The following is a 17,600-nucleotide window of genomic DNA, read 5'->3' on the forward strand; positions in this document are numbered from 1 at the left end:
CTGGTCGATGCGGCCCACCAGGTGAAATATCCGCTATCGTTTTTTGGGCGCCAGAAGTTCCCGGTTCGCTTCCGGCCCATAATGCTGCCGGGCGGCAATGCGCTTCATTAACGTCATTCTCCATTCGAAGCGCTCAGGCCGGAAGCTGCCGTGCGTAAGACGCCAGGTCATTGCTCGCCGCGGATAAGTTTGCAGTTGGACAATACTGGCCAGCCGGGCGATCCCGGCATTTGGCGTTGCTTCAGCGAGTCAATACTGAGCCTGCGCTTACGCGCCATCCTTCTCGACAAGACCAACGGCTGGACCCGATCGAGTGCAGACGGGTTCAGTTGGTGCTGGTTGTGGCGGTGAACCCGCACTGCTTCTGTTCCATATCGATCTGCTTCGTGATGCGGATGGCGTTCTGTGCGTAGGCCTCCGTCACGGAGCCACTATTCACAGTCTTGTCCTTCAGCGGGCTCACGCCTGCGCAGAGGTGGAAAACATGCGGCTCGGTGGACTTCGCGGCTCCGTTTTCGGGCGCGATCCAGTAAACGACATCCTGACCGGCGGGGTGGCTCGCGTCCCGCGTCGCCGCCGCCACGGCGGCGGTGTCCGTCGCGATCGCCTGCGCCTGAGCGGCGACATCGGGCGAACAGGCGGTGGTGGGCTGCCCCGACTTGATCTGCGCTGCGCATGCGTTCATATCCTGGGTGTATTGTTCGACCGACGGGGGTTTTAAACTGATCCCCATGACCGTCGCGAGCACGGCCAGCGCAGCGCCGACGCCGCCGGCAACCTTCTTGGTCCGCGGATCCATGTTCTTGTCGGTGAGAATCAGGAAAACCAGCGGGAGGAAGGCAATCAGTGTGATAATTGCGCCGAGCTGGTTTTGGAAGAAGAACCTGGCCGCGTCGGATGCACGAGCCGGATCGTGCCTGTTGGCCGCCTTCCATAGCAAGTTGCCGGCGATTGCGAAAATCGCGATGCCGACCAGAAGGCCGATGACCAGCGGCAGGTGTCCCTGGTCGAACTTGTTCTGGCGAAGCAGCATAATTCCGTAGATCTCGCCGCCAATGGCGACGACCCACGAGAGTGCGGCGAAAAGGCGAAGACGCGTGGCGGAGGACTTCTGGCCCTGCGTCGCTTGCCAATCCTTGGTAACGTCTGGCTTGTTGTCGGTCATTGACCAGATCCCCTGATATCGACACTTCTGCGGGCGGCGTTAGACCAGAAGGCCAACCCGCCCTGCGCAGCGTCATTGAACGAGCGTCACCTGCCTCAGCGACGCGTGAGCGCCACGGCAGGCCTCATCTCCATTCATAATTCATATTGCGCACGAGTGAGTCCGTCCATACCCACGCAGGCAGACGCCTATGCGGCGATGGCTTCGTTCTTATTAATCTCTGGCTCGAACTTGACGCTGCCTTCCCTCGCTTCCCGGCGGCGGTCGCGCCATTCCCGACACCAGCCGAAGCGAAGTGACGAGCGATTTTGAACGAGACAGTTCTAACGAGACAAACATTGCGGCAAGATCGACGCGGATAGCGGCCGTGGTGTTGGCTTGCATGCTGACCTCCAGGTGATGTTTGGCGACTTCACTCTGGCAGAGCGCTGGTCGCGATTCAGTCGCCGCATTGACGCCAAGCTTGGCCCCGACCCATCTGCATTGATAATAATGCAGATTTGCATTGTCTTATCGCGATGAACAGGAATGTTTAAGATGACAACGTTGACAGTGACGACAAAGGGACAGGTGACGTTCCGCAAGGACGTGCTGCAACATCTGGGCATCAAACCGGGCGAGAAGATCGAGCTTGATCTGCTGCCCGACGGTCGGGCGGAATTGAGGGCTGCACGGTCGAAGGGGTCGTTCCGGGACCTCCACGGGTTCCTCAGAGGCAAGACGAACGGCCGGGTGCTCAGCATCGAGGAGATCAACGAGGCGATAGCGGAAGCGGGCGCTGTGGCCGGGTCCGGCGAGGAATGAGGGTTACGGCCGACACGAATGTGCTGCTGCGCGCCTCTGTCGCCGATGATGAGGGGCAGGCGGCCATTGCCGTCGACCTGCTGGCCAAAGCGGACATCGTGGCGGTGAGCTTGCAGGCCTTGTGCGAGTTCGCCTGGGTTCTGGCCCGGCAGTACCAGACAGAGCGCGAAGATATTGCCGCGGCGATCCGGGCGTTGCTGAACACCGCGAATGTTGTCGTCAGCCGGCCGGCAGTTGAGGCAGGGCTGCCAGTCCTCGATGCCGGCGGCGATTTCGCGGACGGCGTGATCGCTTTTGACTGCGGCTGGTTGGCGGGGAGACTTTCGTCTCGTTTGACCGGAGGGCCGTCAAACTGCTCTCGGCGCGGGGACAATCCGTACAGCTTCTTTTCTAAGTCTTTCCGCGGTGGTCTTTCGCCCTGTGCTGTCGCGTCTTTAGAGGCCGCTGCGAGCAATCGGATTCTGTCTGCGGTACGGATGTCAGATCAAGAATGGCGCGGTGAGAGCCGACAATCGCCGATTTCCTGCTGATGGACGAACCGACATCAGCACTCGATCTATCGCGGCAGGTGGAAGTGCTCGGTCTCATGCGGCAACTTGCTCAGGCGCGAGGCATGGTCGTGCTGATCGCCCTGCACGACCTCAATCACGCCCTGCGCTTCAGCGATCAGACAATGGTCATCGCGGACGGCCGGCTGGTCGCATGCGGGTCATCGCCGGACGTCATCACATCCGATCTGCTGCGGGACATTTATCACCTCAACGCGCGCATCGAGCCGTGCTCGCGCGGCATCGGCCATGTCATCGTGGATGGCGTGGCGGATGGGCGCCGGACGGCCATTATGTCGGCAGCGGAAGCCGAATCCGGGATTAGGAGCAGATTCGAAGCGGCAGCCGTTCCGGCCGCGTGACGGCAACCGCATTATGCCGGTTGATCGACGCGCGCACTGATCGACCTGATTCTCTGACCGCTGGTTGAAGGCGACAGTATGCTTGCATTCAGCTCAAGGCGTGGCCGGCCAATCCATAGACCCAAGGCCCATTGTCTTGGCGGTTCAGGAAGCGGCGCCCTTTGGACATGGTCGTAACGGTCTCGGCAATGCCGAGGCCGCTCTGCTGGAGAAACGCGGCAAACACGCCATCCTTCTCGCGGGTGTCGACGCGGGCGAATCGTCCTGCCAGTTCCTTCAGATGCACGGCTGTGAGGTGGACCGCGTCGAGATCGCTGCGCGCGACCATGGGGCCGATCACATGGCCACGTCCGAACTCGCGACACATGGAATAGCCGACGATTTCGCCGCCGCGGCTCAAAGTGCAGATTGAGGCATCCGCTGCGAGCAACGCGAGCAGCCTCTCGCGGTTTATCCCTAACGCGCGCGTATCCAGCGGCGTGATGTCCTTAAGCCTGTCGCTCGACAGCGCCTGCAATTCCCCGTTCAAGGCCGGCATAGTCGGGAGTGTTTGTGGGACCTCCCCCTGGCGCTGGTATACGATCGCCTCGGTCGTGAAGCCGAGTGAAACGTAGAGGGGGTAGGCAGCATGGGTCGCGTTGAGTGCCAAATTGCGATCGCCGCACTGCTCAAGGACTAGGTCCATGAGCCATCGGCCGCCTCCTTGCGCTTGTGTGCGTGGCGTTGTGATCACCAGGCCAATGGTGGCAAAGTCGCCCCCGTGGGGAAACCACATCGCGCTCCCGAAAACGCGTCCAATACCATCAACGGCAACAATGCCGCGGCCGGCACGGCGCAGAAAGTCCCAATCCTTCGGCCGATGAGGCCAGCGGACTGAGATCGACAGCGCGTGCAGTAGCTTGACGTCGACATCATCAATGTCCCGCGCGACCAGTTCGAAGGATTTCAGGCGTACTGATCTCTGCATCTCAATCGATCCGCTCCTTCAACGAATGCGCAAGGCAAGCGGTGTTGATCCTGTCATCGATCGCCATGTCGCGACATACCTCTTTTGCCGCAGCATTATACGGGAAAGCCAGCAGGTTTCGCTGGTTCGAGGTGCTTTTTCGCAATCTTCGGCCAAAGCACGATGCAATTCGGCAGGGAACACTGCTGCCTGCGGATAGGCTGGTTGCACCCGGTGATAGTGTGCAAGCAGAGCGGACCGCCATGAACGTGGAAGAAATCCTCGCGACCCTGGTTGCATTTCCCTCTGTTGTGGGCACGCCAAACGGCGCGATCGTCGATTGGATCCGCGACTACTGTCAGGCAGCCGGAGCCGAGGTGACGGTTCTCCCCGGTCCCGAGGGCGACCGGTCCAACCTTTTCCTCACGATCGGCCCGCGCCAGGGTCGGGGCTACATCATCTCCGGGCATATGGATGTCGTCCCGGCCGGCGAGCCGGAATGGAGCTCGGACCCGTTCGTTCTGCGCCGCGAGGGCGGCAGGCTTTACGGCCGCGGCACCTCCGACATGAAGGGCTTCCTCGCCTGCGCATTGGCGGCGCTCCCAGGACTTGCGGCGATGAACCTGCGGCAGCCAGTTCATCTCGCATTCTCATATGACGAAGAGGCGGGGTGCCGTGGCGTGCCGCATCTCCTAGCCGCGTTGCCGAGCTTATGCGAGAGGCCGCTTGGCGCGATTGTCGGCGAGCCGAGCCGGATGCAGCCTGTGCGCGCGCACAAGGGGAAGGCCGCCGCGCGGCTCGAGGTGATCGGGCGATCCGGCCATTCCTCACGCCCCGATCTCGGACTCAATGCCGTGCATGCCATGGCCGGCGTCATCACGCACGCCGTGGCCTACGGCCGATCCCTCGCCGACGGGCCGCTCGATGACAATTTCGAGCCCCCTTATTCTTCCTTGCAGGTGGGCGTCATCGCCGGTGGACAGGCGGTCAACATCATCGCTGGCCACTGCACAGCCGATATCGAGGCGCGTGCCGTGCCCGGCGTTTCTCCAGCCTCCCTGCTTGAGCCGGTCAAGGCCCGGCTTTTCGCTCTGCGAGACAGCGGCTTCGATGTGGCGTGGCATGAGTTGAGTACCTATCCCGCTCTTGCGCCCGCCAACGGGAGCGAGCTAGCGGCCGTTCTGACGGAGCTGACGGGGCAGGAGCCGCTGACAGCTGTGAGTTACGGCACGGAGGCCGGACTTTATCAGCAGGCCGGCATCGATGCGGTCGTTTGCGGACCCGGCGACATCGGCCGTGCCCATCGTTCCGACGAATATATCGAGATCGGTGAACTCGCCGCTTGCCGGAAGATGATCGAGGGGCTCGGCGCGCGTCTTGCGGCCTGAAGGAAGGGCGGTCACCATGGCGTTTCTTTTCAATTCCGATGCGGCGCGTGCTGCGGTCTTCCGCGAGATCTTCGCGCGCCAGCTCCCGGATCTGGAATTCGTCCATTCCGGCGACGAGACGGAGCCGGAGAAGGTGCGCTATCTCATCACCTGGACGGTGCCGGACGAGATCTCGCGCTACCGCAATCTGGAAGTGCTGTTTTCCATCGGAGCGGGCGTCGACCAGTTCGAGCAGGACGTGGTGCCAAGCCATGTGAAGCTTGTGCGCATGGTCGAGGACGGCATCATACGCATGATGCAGGAATACATCGCGCTCGGCGTGTTGACTCTCCACCGCGAGATGCCCGCCTATCTTGAGCAGCAGAAAAGATGCCTCTGGCAACCGATTGCCGCTCGACAGGCGGCCGAACGCCGGGTTGGCTTCCTCGGCCTTGGCATGCTGGCCCAGGCGGCTATCGAGCGCTTGAAGCCCTTCCAGTTTCCGCTTGCCGGGTGGAGCCGCAGCGAAAAGCGGATAGAGGACGTCGCCTGTTTTAACGGCACGGACCAACTCGCGGGCTTTTTGAAGCAAACGGATATTCTCGTCTGCCTGCTTCCGCTCACGGAACAAACGCACGGCATGCTCGATGCAGAGTTCTTCGACTTACTGCCCGTCGGGGCGCAGCTGCTGCATGTCGGCAGGGGTCCGCAACTGGACCAGGCCGCGCTGATCAACGCGCTCGACACCGGTCACGTATCTGCGGCGATGCTTGATGTCACCGATCCAGAACCGCTCCCGGAAGACCATCCGCTGTGGTCGCATCCGAAGGTGATGATAACGCCGCACATCGCCTCGGTGACGCAACCGCATACGGCGGCACAATCCGTCGTTGACAACATCCGGCGCCACCGCGCCGGAGAAGAACTGATCGGCCTCGTCGATCGGACACTCGGCTACTAACCAGGAAACATCACATGTCACTTCTGATCACGATCGACACAGTTCCAGACTTCGCGCCGAAGGAGGCACTACCGGCTCCGGAGCGGCTCATTTCCGGCAATCCATCCTTCAAGACCTGGGCGCAGGATGCCTCGAAGGGAGAAAAGGTGCTCACCGGTGTCTGGGAGGCGACGCCCGGCGAGACGCATTCGATCAAGGGCACGATCTACGAGTTCTGCCACATCGTTTCGGGTCTCGTCGAAATCGAGGAGAAGGGCGGTGAGACCAAGACCTACCGCGCCGGCGACAGTTTCGTGATGAAGCCTGGTTTCGTCGGCGTCTGGCGCACTATCGAGACCGTGCGCAAAATCTACGTCTGCGTTTATGACTGAGTTCAGTGCTCAAGGTCCGGCCGAATAGCGCGCGGCGGTTCCAGAACAATCGGCTTTCCAGGTTCCGCCTGACGCGATTCGACGCCGTCGGAGAGCTCAACCTCGACGGAAAATGCGGCGGGCGGTCGACTACTGTTCCGGTGACGCCAGTGCGAATGAGGACCTCCATCAATGAAGACCTACAAGATAGCGCTGATCCCCGGCGACGCCATCGGCAAGGACGTCACGCAGGCGGCATGGCAGGTGCTGCAGGCGGCGGCTAAGCAGGGCGGTTTCGCCCTTGATGACACAAGATTCCCGTGGTCGTGCGCCTACTACCTGGAGACCGGTGCAATGATGCCGTCAGACGGCATCGAGACACTTCGAAAATTCGATGCGATCTATCTCGGCGCTGTGGGCTGGTCCGCGGAAGTGCCCGACTCAGTATCGCTTCACGGACTGCTCCTGCCGATCCGGAAAGGGTTCACGCAGTACGCCAACATACGACCGCACCGGCTGTTGCCGGGCGTTCAGGGGCCCCTCCGCTCCGATGCTTTCGATATCCTGTGCATCCGCGAGAATACGGAAGGCGAATATTCCGGCGCCGGTGGGCGCGTTCATTCTGGCACGGCCGATGAGGTCGCGGTTGAGACTGCGATCTTTACGCGTACGGGTGTCGAACGGATCATCCGTTTCGGTTTCGAACAGGCGCGGGCGCGTCGCAAGAAGCTCGCATCTGTCACCAAATCCAACGCGCAAAAACACTCCATGGTTTTCTGGGATGAGGTCACGCGCGAGGTGGCGAAAGACTATGCCGATGTGGAGGTCTCGCACTACCACATCGACGCCATTGCCGCCCGTATGGTCCTGGCGCCGGACAGCCTCGACGTAATCGTCGCATCGAACCTTTTCGGCGACATCCTCACGGATATTGGAGCGGCCATTCAGGGCGGGCTGGGTTACGCCGCCTCCGCCAATATCAATCCCGATCGCAGCGGGCCTTCCATGTTCGAGCCGGTCCATGGTTCGGCGCCCGACATCGCGCATCTCGGTGTCGCCAATCCGATCGCCGCGATCTGGTCCGGTGCGATGATGCTCGAGCATCTGGGCGAGGGGCAGGCTGCGGCCGAAGTGATGTCGGCAATCGAGTCCGCAACCGCGCGGGGGATTGGCACGATCGCGGGCAAGGACAGGACTGAAACAATCACGCAGGCCGTGCTGGCAGGATTGAGCTGAAAGAGCAGAGGAAAGACCATGAATGCGATGACGAAGATTGGCATGTTCAACGACTCCGACCTTTTCCGCCAGCAGGCGCTGATTGGCGGTGTCTGGCGGGATGGCGAAACCAAAGGCGTGGTCGATGTCATTGACCCTGCCAGCCAAAGTGTTCTCGGCACCGTTCCCGCAATGGGGGAGAACGAGACGAGAGCCGCAATCGGCGCCGCGGCCGAGGCCTTCAAAGGCTGGAGGAAAAGGACCCATGCCGAGCGTGCAGGATTTCTGGAGCGCTGGCACGACCTCATCCGCCAGCACGAACAGGATCTCGCGCTCCTGCTGACGCTGGAACAAGGCAAGCCGCTGGCCGAGGCGGTGGCGGAAATCCGCTACGGCGCATCTTTTGTGAAATGGTTTGCGGAGGAGGCGCGCCGGATCGGTGGCTCGACCATTCCGTCACCCACGGCCGATCGCCGCATTCTGGTGCTGAAAGAACCCGTCGGCGTCTGCGCCATCATCACGCCGTGGAATTTCCCCAACGCGATGATCGCACGCAAAGTAGCACCGGCGCTGGCCGCAGGTTGTACGGTTGTCATCAAGCCGTCGGAATTTACGCCATTCTCGGCGCTGGCGCTCGGCGTTCTGGCGGAACGGGCAGGTATCCCTGCCGGCGTGATCAATATTGTGACCGGCATGCCCGTCGAAATCGGCAACGAACTGATGGCCAACGAGACGGTGCGCAAGATCTCGTTCACCGGTTCGACCCGCGTCGGTGCGCTGCTCATGCGTGGCGCGGCCGATAGCATCAAGCGGCTGAGCCTGGAGCTTGGCGGCAACGCACCCTTTATCGTCTTTGACGACGCCGATCTGGATAAGGCAGTTGAAGGGGTGATCGCATCCAAGTTCCGCAATGGCGGTCAAACCTGCGTCTGCGCGAATCGGATTCTCGTGCAGGAAGGCGTTTACGATGCTTTCGCCGAAAAGCTGAGCCAGCGCGTCACGCGGATGAAGGTTGGCGCAGGGACCGACGAGGGCACTGAGATCGGCCCGATGATCAACGCGGCCGCGATCGACAAGATCGAGCGTCACATCGCGGATGCACAGGCGAAAGGTGCGCAGATCATCGCCCAAAGCGAGACGATGCCGGAGGGTAAGCAATATGCACGGCCCGTCGTGCTGGGAGAAGCTACTACGGGGATGCTCCTGGCATCGGAAGAGACGTTCGGTCCGGTGGCGCCGCTTTTTCGCTTCGAGACGGAGGAAGAGGCCATCGCCATTGCGAACGGTACGCCGTTCGGCCTTGCCGCCTACTTCTACACCGACAACCTCAAGCGCTCATGGCGTGTTGCCGAGGCGCTGGAGTTCGGCATGGTCGGGCTCAACACAGGCATGATCTCGACCGAGGTTGCGCCTTTCGGCGGTGTCAAGCAGTCGGGAGTGGGGCGCGAAGGATCGCAGCTCGGCATCGAGGAATATCTCGAGGTCAAGGCGCTTCATGTTGGCGGGCTTAACTAGTTATCTTGCACGCAGGTGGAAACACTTGCAGCCCTAAAGCGTTGGAACCACAAGAAAGGGGCGGTGAAAACCGCCCCTTTCTCTATTGCGACCAGTGGCTATTCGTTTTGGGAGCGACTCGGTCTGGCGACTGCGCCAGCAAACAAACGTTCAGGCGAATTCCCGAACGGGCTCCAGTCCGACGGCGCCGGCCAGACCGCCGATATCCTTGATCTCGGTATATTCGTAGAAGGGGTTCGCAGGCTCGTGGCCGCGGTTCACCCAGATCTTGCTCTTGATACCGATATCATAGGCGGTCATGAGATCGTAGCGAAATGAGGACGACACGTGCGTAATGTCCTCCGGGCCGCAGCCTAGTTTGTCGAACATATATTCGAAGCCCTTCATCTGCGGCTTGTAGGCGCCCGTCTCTTCGGCCGTGATGACCATGTGAAAGGGTGCGCCGAGTTTCTCCACGTTCGACATGATCAGGCTCTTCATGGAGTTCGACAGGATCACCAGCGGAATCTCCTTGGCGACCTTGGCCAGGCCCACCGGGACATCCGGGTGCGGACCCCATGTCGGCACTTCCGCATAGATGCGCTGGGCATCCTCGGGCCGGAATGCGACGCCGTTGCGCTTGCAGGTCCGTTCCACGGAATTGTGCACGACCTCGCTGTACGGCTTCCAGGCGCCAAGGACCTCATCGAGGCGATAGGCCGAGAAATCCTTGATGAACTGCGCCATCCCAGCTGGGGAGAGCTGGGCACCATATACGCGTCTCGCCGCGCCGGCCATGTCGAAGTTGGTCAGTGTACCGTAGCAGTCGAAGGTGATGTATTTCGGTCTGAACTGGGTCATGAGCGTCGATCCTTCCAATCCTGTCGGCACTGCGTGCCTTTAACAGCAAGGATCATAATGAGGACCAGAGAAGACTAGTCGCCGCATTCGATGCGCCCTGAAGCAGATTGTTTTGTATTGCGTGAGAGCTTTGGCAGAGAGTTGCGCCTGAGTTCGTTTCGAGCTTCGGCGGGCGCGCGATCTCTCAGCCGTGCGTGGCATAAGATGCGGTGCCAGCGGCAAAGGAAAGTCAAAACGCCCATCGCTCAGCTTCTGGTCGGGAGGAACTGCTGCCCGCGGCAGCCTATCTTGGACCTAGAGACTTCAGGCCCGAATGAACATGACCGCGCAGCAGATCACGCTGGAAAACGAGCTGAAGGACGAAATCACACCACACCGGACTTATGCTCTCGTCAGTCAGGCACTGCGCTGAATCGGAGGAAGAAATGCTGGCAAACTCACTGATCGAACTCGATCGCGCACATCTGGTTCACCCGTTTTCATGCTATCGGAGCCACGAGGAGACGGGCGTGCGGGTGCTCAAATCCGCCAAAGGCGCAACCGTGACCGATGCAAGCGGGAAAACCTTGCTGGACGGATTCGCCGGTCTATGGTGTGTAAACATCGGATACGGCCAGGAAAGCGTCGTTGAAGCAGCAGCAAAGCAGCTAAGAGAGCTTCCCTATGCGACGGGATATTTCGGACTGGGATCCGAGCCTGCCATTCGCCTTGCTGCCAGGCTTGCCGAACTGGCGCCCGGCGATTTGAACCATGTCTATTTCACGCTTGGCGGCTCCGACGCAGTCGACAGTACGATCCGCTTCATTCGCTATTACTACCATGCCAAGGGTACGCCGCAAAAGGACCAGTTCATCTCGGTCGAGTATGGCTACCATGGATCCTCGACGGCAGGGTCAGGTCTGACAGCGATCCCGGCTTTCCACGCGGGTTTCGGCGTGCCTTACGACTGGCAGCACAAAATTCCTTCGCACTACGCCTATCGCAATCCGGTCGGTTCCGACCCGCAGGCGATCATCGATGCATCGGTCGCGGCGCTGCGGGCCAAAATCGCGGAACTCGGCGCCGGCCGCGTTGCGGCCTTCTACGCCGAACCCATCCAGGGTTCGGGCGGTGTCCTCGTTCCACCGACAGGTTGGCTGAAGGCTCTGCACGCCGTGTGCAAGGAACACGACATTCTGTTCGTTGCCGACGAAGTTATCACTGCCTTTGGCCGTACCGGCCCCCTCTTCGCCTGTGAGGAAGACGAGGTCGTGCCGGATTTCATAACCACAGCGAAGGGACTGACCTCGGGCTACGTGCCGATGGGCGCCGTCTTCATGTCGGACCACGTGTACAATACGATCGCGGACGGAGCCGGCAAAGCGGCCGTCGGCCATGGCTATACTTATTCCGCCCATCCCGTGAGCGCGGCAGTTGGGCTCGAATGCCTGCGTCTCTATGAAGATGGCTTGCTCGAGAATGGGCGGAAGGCGGGCAAGCGCCTGATGCAAGGCCTTCGCTCGCTCGCCGACCACCCGCTGGCTGGCGACATCCGCGGTCGCGGTATGCTGGCAGCAATCGAGTTGGTCACCGACAAGGAGCGCAAAACGCCGCTGCCGGCGGCGGCCGATCCGGGGCGCCGCATCTTCGAGCGCGCGTGGGCGAACGGCCTTGTCATCCGCGCCTTCAACAGCGGCATCCTCGGCTTTGCGCCGCCGCTCTGCTGCACCGAGGACGATATTGATGGAATCCTCGAACGTACCCGAATGACGCTGGATCAAACGCTCGAAGACAAGGACGTGCGGTCAGCGATGCAGGGATGATCATTGCCATCGCCGAAGCGACCTCGGTCAATGCGGTAGACGCCTAATGCATGTCGCGCAAAAGTGTGCAGCGGTTTTGCGATAACGACATGCATCAAAACAAGAACCTAAAGCGCGTCGCATGAGGCCGGTCGAACGCGACGCGCTTTAGCGGCCCCGAAACAAATCCTCAGGTGATGCCGCCGTCTGCCAAGTGCCAAGCATTTGCCGGTATGTGGAATCGCATGCCGTTGCACAAGCGCAGCGAAAACAGCAAGAGAGAATGCTGGCGCGCGGCTCTCCAGGTCCAAGACTGCGGAGCAGTTTCATTTCTCGAAAATGATGTCGAGAGGCAAATGGGATTTCACGATCGGTGACTTCAGCACGACGAAGCTGAAATATTTGTCGATTCCGATATCCAATTCGATCATGCGCTCCATGATCGTCTGGTACTCGCTGATGCCCGCTGTGACAAACTTCACAAGATAGTCGTAGCCGCCTGAAACCAGATGGCATTCGATGACAGAATCGACTTTCTGAATTGCGGTGAGAAATCTCGCGAAGTCGTTCTGTTGATGGTGCTTGAGCGTGACTTCGGTGAAGATCGTTAGAGTCTGTCCGAGCTTGGACACATCGATCTGGGCGGAATAGCCGGTGATGAAGCCTTCCGCCTGAAGTTTCTTCACCCGCATCAGGCAAGGGCTCGGCGAAAGGTTGACCAGGTCGGCAAGCTCGACATTCGTGACCCGCCCGTTCTTTTGCAGTTGGGATAAGATCTTGATGTCGATCCTGTCGAGCTTCATTGGAAACCTGTCACAGGTTCGAACCGCGGATCGCCCGACAGACGGCGTCCGTCACCTCCTGCGTGGTCGCTGTCCCTCCTACGTCCGGCGTCAGCACGCCTTCACTCGTCACCGCTTCCACAGCGCTCATCAACCGCACCGCCGCTGCGCTCTCGCCCAGATGTTCGAGCATCTGGGCAGCGGTCCAGAAGGTGGCGACCGGGTTGGCAATACCTTTGCCGGCGATGTCGAATGCCGAGCCGTGAATTGGCTCGAACATCGAGGGATAGCGCCGCTCGGGATCAATGTTGGCGGTCGGTGCAACGCCGAGACTGCCCGCGAGCGCGCCTGCAAGGTCCGACAATATGTCGGCGTGAAGATTGGTGGCGACGATCGTATCGAGGCTACGAGGTTTCAACGTCATACGCACTGTCATAGCATCGACTAGCATCTTGTCCCACGCGACGTCCGGGAATTCCCGCGCCACCTCGGCTGCGATTTCGTCCCACATTACCATGCCGTGACGCTGCGCGTTAGATTTCGTAACCACTGTCAGGAGCTTTCGCGGCCGTGACTGCGCCAGCCGGAATGCATAGCGCATGATGCGGGTGACGCCGACGCGCGTGAAGATCGCGACCTCGGTTCCGACCTCCTCGGGGAGTCCGCGATGGGCGCGGCCGCCGTGGCCCGAATACTCGCCCTCGGAATTCTCCCGCACGATCACCCAATCCAGATCGCCAGGGCCAACGCCCGCCAGCGGCGAAACAATCCCGGGCAATATCCTGGTCGGCCGCACGTTGGCGTACTGATCAAAGCCTTGGCAGATTGGCAGCCGGAGGCCCCAGAGCGTGATGTCGTCAGGCAGATCGGGGGCGCCCACCGCGCCAAAGAAGATGGCGTCGAAGCGCTTCAGTTGCGCCACCCCATCTTCGGGCATCATCCGACCATGGACCTTGTAATAGTCTGAGCCCCAGTCGAAGTGCTGGAGGCGCAGCTTGAAGTCGCCGCAGCGCTGCTGCAGCGCCTCAAGCGCCTGGAGACCTGCGGCAATCACCTCTGGGCCGATCCCGTCGGCCGGAATGGCGGCAATCTCATATTCGCGCATCGTCACTTCCCTGTTTTTTGGTGCTGGCCGCCTGGTGACCTCAATCTCGTGTGCGATCGATTGTATGTTGGCAAGACGGTCTTCTCAGAATTCAGCGACCTTGCCCCACGCAGCAGTCTTCAGGCGCTCGGGCCTATAAGGACGCGGATCGACGATAGGCTCGCTGCCTGTAATGATGTCGGCGATCATATGCCCCGCGCCGGGGCCAATCCCGAAGCCGTGACCGCTGAATCCCGCCGCCAGGATGAAGCCCGGAATCCCCTCCACTTCGCCGACTGCGGGAATGCCATCGGGTGTACTGTCGATATAACCCGCCCACACATCGGAGATCGCGACGCGTTGGAGTTCGGGGATCAACTCGCAGGCTCTTCGATATGTCAGCCGAATCTGTCCCATGTCGGGCTTCGGGTCGAGAATGCGGTTCCGTTCCATTGGCGTGATCTCGTCGAGGGCCCATTTGCGCAGGTTTTCATGGCCTTGACGCCAGCCCTCTAAGGCGCCCGGGGCGAGATTGCGCCACCGGCGGGCGAACATAGGTACAAACTCGCGGCCGAACCTGAACTGCTGCGGCGTTGGATCGACACGCGCCCGCCCGCTGATCGCCAGCGCGTATCCACCGTTGCTACGCCGCGTCAGAGAGACGCGCGTGGTATGCAGGGCATCCGGCAGGCTGCTTGCGCCGGGTGCCACGGCCAGAATGGACGAACGCACGGCAGCTTGCGGGAAACGCACACCAAGCTGGTTGCAGAAGGAAGAAGCCCACGCGCCCCCGGCCATGACAACAGTCTTTGTATGGATGGTGCCCGCTTCGGTCACCACAGCGCTCACCCGGCCGGCGCTCAATTCCAGCCCGCGCGCCGCGCAATGCTGATGTACGGTGCCGCCCGCCGCCATGATGCCGCGCGCCGCAACCGGCACTGCCTTAGAAGGATCCGCCGTTCCGTCAGTTGGCGAGAACACGCCACCTTTCCATTTGCGGCCCGTCGCTTTGCCCCGTTCGGTGGCTTCTTCCGCGCTCAGCATGTGCGTGGTGATCCCGACCGTTCTCGCAAAATCGCGCCACTTCGCCCAGCCTGCCAGCTCATTTTCGTCTTGTGAGAGATAGAGGAGCCCGCAGCGGCGAAAGCCGGTGTCTTGGCCGGTCTCCTGTGCCACCTTCTCCCAGAGGTCGAGACTCTTGGTCGCCATCGGCAGCTCGCGCGCATCGCGGTTCTGCTGGCGGCACCAGCCCCAGTTGCGGCTGGACTGCTCGGCCGCGATGCGCCCCTTCTCGACCAGGGCGACCTTGAGGCCGCGGCGCGCCAGATAGTATGCGCTGAACACGCCCACCACGCCGCCGCCGATAACGACGACGTCCGCCTCGCGAGGGAGGGAATGGCTGCAGTCGATGTGCATGAGCGGCGCGGGCATGGATGGGACTCCGGTAATTTGAAGCATCCTAACCTGCCGCCCGCAGAGGCAGGCTGCGGAGTTTGTGCCTGGACGGAATTTCCTGCGTTTAGCAGCCTCCAGGACAGGCAATTATTGCGCGAAAAGCTCGCTGCGAGCCAAGCAGGAGTACACTTCATGCAGTCGCGTCATCTGCGGTATAAGCGGCACACGGCGCAGTCGTCGACCTTGATCGGCAGCGCCTTGGCCGACATTGTGATGGGCCGCACGGTCACCAATCCGCTCGGCGGCTGGCCTGCACATGTGCCGATGTACACCGGAAGGCCTTGGTCCTATCCCTCTTGGGCGCGTATTGCCGGATGAAGGATATGGTTGCCTGATCCCGGTTTCCGCGCCGAAACGGGAACAGAGTGAAATGCCGAACTGGATGTTCTTTTCAGAAGTTCCTGCCGCGCGAGGGCCAAGTTTCGAAGACTCTGCGGAAACAGAACAGTCAAACTGGCGGGAAGAACGGAGCAACCCTTCCTTATGGTAGGCAGGCTCCAGAGGACATCCGACAGGCAGGGCTTGCCCCTTCGGAGAGTTCTCCAAGAAAAAAGGGAACAGAGTCCGGTACACGGACCGGATTTCATAAGGGAACCGCCAGGATGAGCAGAACCCGTCTCTCGCAGACTCAGCGCGCGAAGCGCCGAGAAGGCCAGACTACGGCCGCTACGGTGAGGCGCTTCTGCTCAAAGGGCGATGAAGCGGTCCGCAACAGGGTGGACGCGCTCGGTTGAAAGGGGAGGTGATCTCGATGGTCGCAAGCATCCAGGCTGTAGCCCCCCACGATGTGGCGCTTTCGGTGCGCGACCTCACGGTGAATTTGCCGCAAGGCATGGAACGGACCCATGCTGTCAAGGACATTTCCTTCGATCTGAAACGCGGCCAGATACTTTGCATCATAGGCGAGTCCGGATCGGGTAAGTCGGTCACGGCGAACGCGATCATGGGGCTACTGCCCAAGGTGATCCGCCTCTCATCGGGAATAATCCAGCTGGAGGGGATAAACATCATCGGCATGTCGCCCGACAAGCTGCGCAACCTGCGTGGACGGGTCGTGTCGATGATCTTTCAGGACCCGCTCTCGGCGCTCAATCCCCTGATGACGGTGGGCGCGCAGATTGACGAGGTCATGGCCGCGCATGGCTTCGGCACGCCACAAATCTGTCGAAACCGCGCTATCGAGCTGCTCACTGAAGTAGGCCTGCCAGATCCCGAACTCATGTATCACCAGTACCCTTTCCGGCTTTCGGGCGGGCAGCGGCAGCGCGTCATGATCGCCATGGCGTTGGCGCTCGAGCCGACGGTGCTGATTGCGGATGAACCAACCACCGCGCTCGACGTCACCACCCAGGCTCAGATCCTGCAACTAATCCGTGACATTCAGCGGCGCAAGGGCATGAGCGTGATGTTCATCACCCACGATTTCGGCGTGGTGGCCGAGATCGCCGACAGCGTCGTGGTGATGGAAAAGGGCCATGTCGTCGAACAAGGCAGCGCCGAACAGGTGTTGAAGTCGCCCAAGCACCCTTATACCCAGCGCCTGATTGCAGCCGTACCGCATTTGACCGGCGAAGATCGCCCTCGTCCGGAGGCTGCCAGCAAGGAGCCGATCCTGAAGGTTGAGGGTCTGGTGAAGACCTATCGCGCCGGCAGCGCGCTGTTCGGCGCGCAACGAGTTGTGACAGCGGTCAACGAGGTGTCGTTCGAACTGGCGCCCGGCCGCACGCTGGGGGTCGTAGGCGAGAGCGGTTCGGGGAAATCCTCGCTGGGCCGGCTCCTGATCAAGCTGCTGGACAGTGACGGCGGCGGGATCTTGTTCGAGGGCTGTGACATAGCCAAGCTTTCCGAAGCGAAGTTCCGCCCGCTTCGACCGCGGATCCAGATGATCTTCCAGGATCCCTTCGCTTCTCTGAATCCACGCTCGACGGTCGGCCACATCATGACGGTAGGTCCGGTGGCGCACGGGATGCCTTATGCTCAAGCGCGCGATAAAGCGCGTGCACTTCTGGCACATGTCGGTCTCGATGCCGGCGCTTTTGGCCGCTACCCGCACGAGTTCTCGGGTGGGCAACGCCAGCGCATCGGCATCGCTCGTGCGCTGATGTTCAAGCCGAAGCTGTTGATTGCCGACGAGGCGGTCTCCGCACTCGACGTGTCGATCCAGGCGCAGATCCTGCAGCTTCTGGACCAGATCCAGCGCGAGACGGGCGTGTCAATGGTCTTCATCACGCACGACCTGCGCGTCGCCAGCCAGATCTGCGACGAAATCGCGGTGATGCAGAAGGGCCGGATCGTCGAGCGCGGGCCGCCCTCGCAAATATTCCTGAACCCGCAGGCAGCCTACACCCGCCAACTGGTAGCGGCAATTCCAGGAGAGCGGCCGGGCAATGCCCGTCCAGTAGCAGCAAACGCATAAGAAATAACA

Annotated in this window: 15 protein-coding genes and 2 pseudogenes; 11 read left to right on the forward strand and 6 right to left on the reverse strand. The window is 61.1% G+C overall.

Annotated features, from left to right (window positions below; all coding sequences use genetic code 11):
• Nucleotides 1–325: 325 nt before the first annotated feature.
• On the reverse strand, nt 326–1,165 hold the full coding sequence (locus NKH16_RS15505) for a succinate dehydrogenase/fumarate reductase transmembrane subunit (RefSeq protein ID WP_352746572.1): 840 nt from the start codon (nt 1,163–1,165) through the stop codon (nt 326–328).
• Between the two features lie 537 nt (nt 1,166–1,702).
• Here NKH16_RS15505 and NKH16_RS15510 point away from each other — a divergent pair.
• The 3 genes and pseudogenes from NKH16_RS15510 to NKH16_RS15520 all read left to right on the forward strand — a co-directional run.
• A complete protein-coding gene (locus NKH16_RS15510) occupies nt 1,703–1,969 on the forward strand; it encodes an AbrB/MazE/SpoVT family DNA-binding domain-containing protein (RefSeq protein WP_352746574.1) in 267 nt (88 codons plus the stop codon).
• Nucleotides 1,966–2,363: pseudogene (locus tag NKH16_RS15515) on the forward strand (type II toxin-antitoxin system VapC family toxin). The gene NKH16_RS15510 and the pseudogene NKH16_RS15515 overlap by 4 nt, the downstream one beginning before the upstream one ends.
• Before the next feature lie 123 nt (nt 2,364–2,486).
• A pseudogene (locus NKH16_RS15520) lies at nt 2,487–2,879 on the forward strand (ATP-binding cassette domain-containing protein); the annotation flags it as partial.
• An 88-nt stretch (nt 2,880–2,967) separates the two neighbouring features.
• On the opposite strand, the gene NKH16_RS15525 reads toward NKH16_RS15520, so the two are convergent.
• Entirely contained in the window at nt 2,968–3,846 is an 879-nt protein-coding gene (locus NKH16_RS15525) for a GNAT family N-acetyltransferase (RefSeq protein ID WP_352450636.1), read from the reverse strand.
• Nucleotides 3,847–4,088: 242 nt separating this feature from the next.
• Here NKH16_RS15525 and argE point away from each other — a divergent pair, with 242 nt between their 5' ends.
• The 5 genes from argE (at nt 4,089) to NKH16_RS15550 (ending at nt 9,233) form a co-directional block, all read left to right on the forward strand.
• The gene (gene argE, locus NKH16_RS15530) at nt 4,089–5,213 is read left to right on the forward strand and encodes an acetylornithine deacetylase (RefSeq protein WP_352746579.1); all 1,125 of its coding nucleotides are present in this window, start codon (nt 4,089–4,091) and stop codon (nt 5,211–5,213) included.
• A gap of 16 nt (nt 5,214–5,229) precedes the next feature.
• Nucleotides 5,230–6,153, forward strand: a complete 924-nt coding sequence (locus NKH16_RS15535) for a 2-hydroxyacid dehydrogenase (RefSeq protein ID WP_352900256.1) — start codon at nt 5,230–5,232, stop codon at nt 6,151–6,153.
• A 14-nt stretch (nt 6,154–6,167) separates the two neighbouring features.
• Nucleotides 6,168–6,524: a cupin domain-containing protein gene (locus tag NKH16_RS15540; protein WP_023678793.1), complete on the forward strand. Its 357-nt coding sequence runs from the start codon at nt 6,168–6,170 to the stop codon at nt 6,522–6,524.
• 171 nt (nt 6,525–6,695) lie between these two features.
• On the forward strand, nt 6,696–7,739 hold the full coding sequence (locus tag NKH16_RS15545; protein WP_352900259.1) for a tartrate dehydrogenase: 1,044 nt from the start codon (nt 6,696–6,698) through the stop codon (nt 7,737–7,739).
• A gap of 18 nt (nt 7,740–7,757) precedes the next feature.
• The gene (locus tag NKH16_RS15550) at nt 7,758–9,233 is read left to right on the forward strand and encodes an NAD-dependent succinate-semialdehyde dehydrogenase (RefSeq protein ID WP_352746586.1); all 1,476 of its coding nucleotides are present in this window, start codon (nt 7,758–7,760) and stop codon (nt 9,231–9,233) included.
• Between the two features lie 150 nt (nt 9,234–9,383).
• On the opposite strand, the gene NKH16_RS15555 is transcribed toward NKH16_RS15550, so the two are convergent.
• A complete protein-coding gene (locus tag NKH16_RS15555; protein ID WP_352900261.1) occupies nt 9,384–10,073 on the reverse strand; it encodes a haloacid dehalogenase type II in 690 nt (229 codons plus the stop codon).
• Nucleotides 10,074–10,498: 425 nt separating this feature from the next.
• On the opposite strand from NKH16_RS15555, the gene NKH16_RS15560 reads away from it, so the two are divergent.
• Nucleotides 10,499–11,875, forward strand: coding sequence for an aspartate aminotransferase family protein (locus NKH16_RS15560; RefSeq protein WP_352900264.1), 1,377 nt, complete (start codon nt 10,499–10,501; stop codon nt 11,873–11,875).
• Between the two features lie 305 nt (nt 11,876–12,180).
• Here NKH16_RS15560 and NKH16_RS15565 read toward each other — a convergent pair whose 3' ends face one another.
• The 3 genes from NKH16_RS15565 to NKH16_RS15575 form a co-directional block, all read right to left on the reverse strand.
• Complete coding sequence (locus NKH16_RS15565) at nt 12,181–12,657, reverse strand: Lrp/AsnC family transcriptional regulator (protein WP_352900267.1); 477 nt, start codon at nt 12,655–12,657, stop codon at nt 12,181–12,183.
• A 10-nt stretch (nt 12,658–12,667) separates the two neighbouring features.
• Entirely contained in the window at nt 12,668–13,741 is a 1,074-nt protein-coding gene (locus tag NKH16_RS15570; RefSeq protein WP_352900270.1) for a tartrate dehydrogenase, read from the reverse strand.
• Nucleotides 13,742–13,825: 84 nt separating this feature from the next.
• Complete coding sequence (locus NKH16_RS15575; RefSeq protein WP_352900273.1) at nt 13,826–15,151, reverse strand: NAD(P)/FAD-dependent oxidoreductase; 1,326 nt, start codon at nt 15,149–15,151, stop codon at nt 13,826–13,828.
• A gap of 156 nt (nt 15,152–15,307) precedes the next feature.
• On the opposite strand from NKH16_RS15575, the gene NKH16_RS15580 reads away from it, so the two are divergent.
• Nucleotides 15,308–15,493, forward strand: coding sequence for a hypothetical protein (locus NKH16_RS15580; protein ID WP_352900276.1), 186 nt, complete (start codon nt 15,308–15,310; stop codon nt 15,491–15,493).
• 433 nt (nt 15,494–15,926) lie between these two features.
• Nucleotides 15,927–17,591 carry an ABC transporter ATP-binding protein gene (locus NKH16_RS15585; protein ID WP_352900391.1) on the forward strand — a complete coding sequence of 555 codons (1,665 nt, stop codon included), beginning with the start codon at nt 15,927–15,929 and terminating at the stop codon, nt 17,589–17,591.
• The last annotated feature ends 9 nt before the right edge of the window (nt 17,592–17,600 follow it).

It is taken from the genome of Mesorhizobium sp. M1307, assembly GCF_040318155.1.
Classification (GTDB): Bacteria; Pseudomonadota; Alphaproteobacteria; order Rhizobiales; family Rhizobiaceae; genus Mesorhizobium.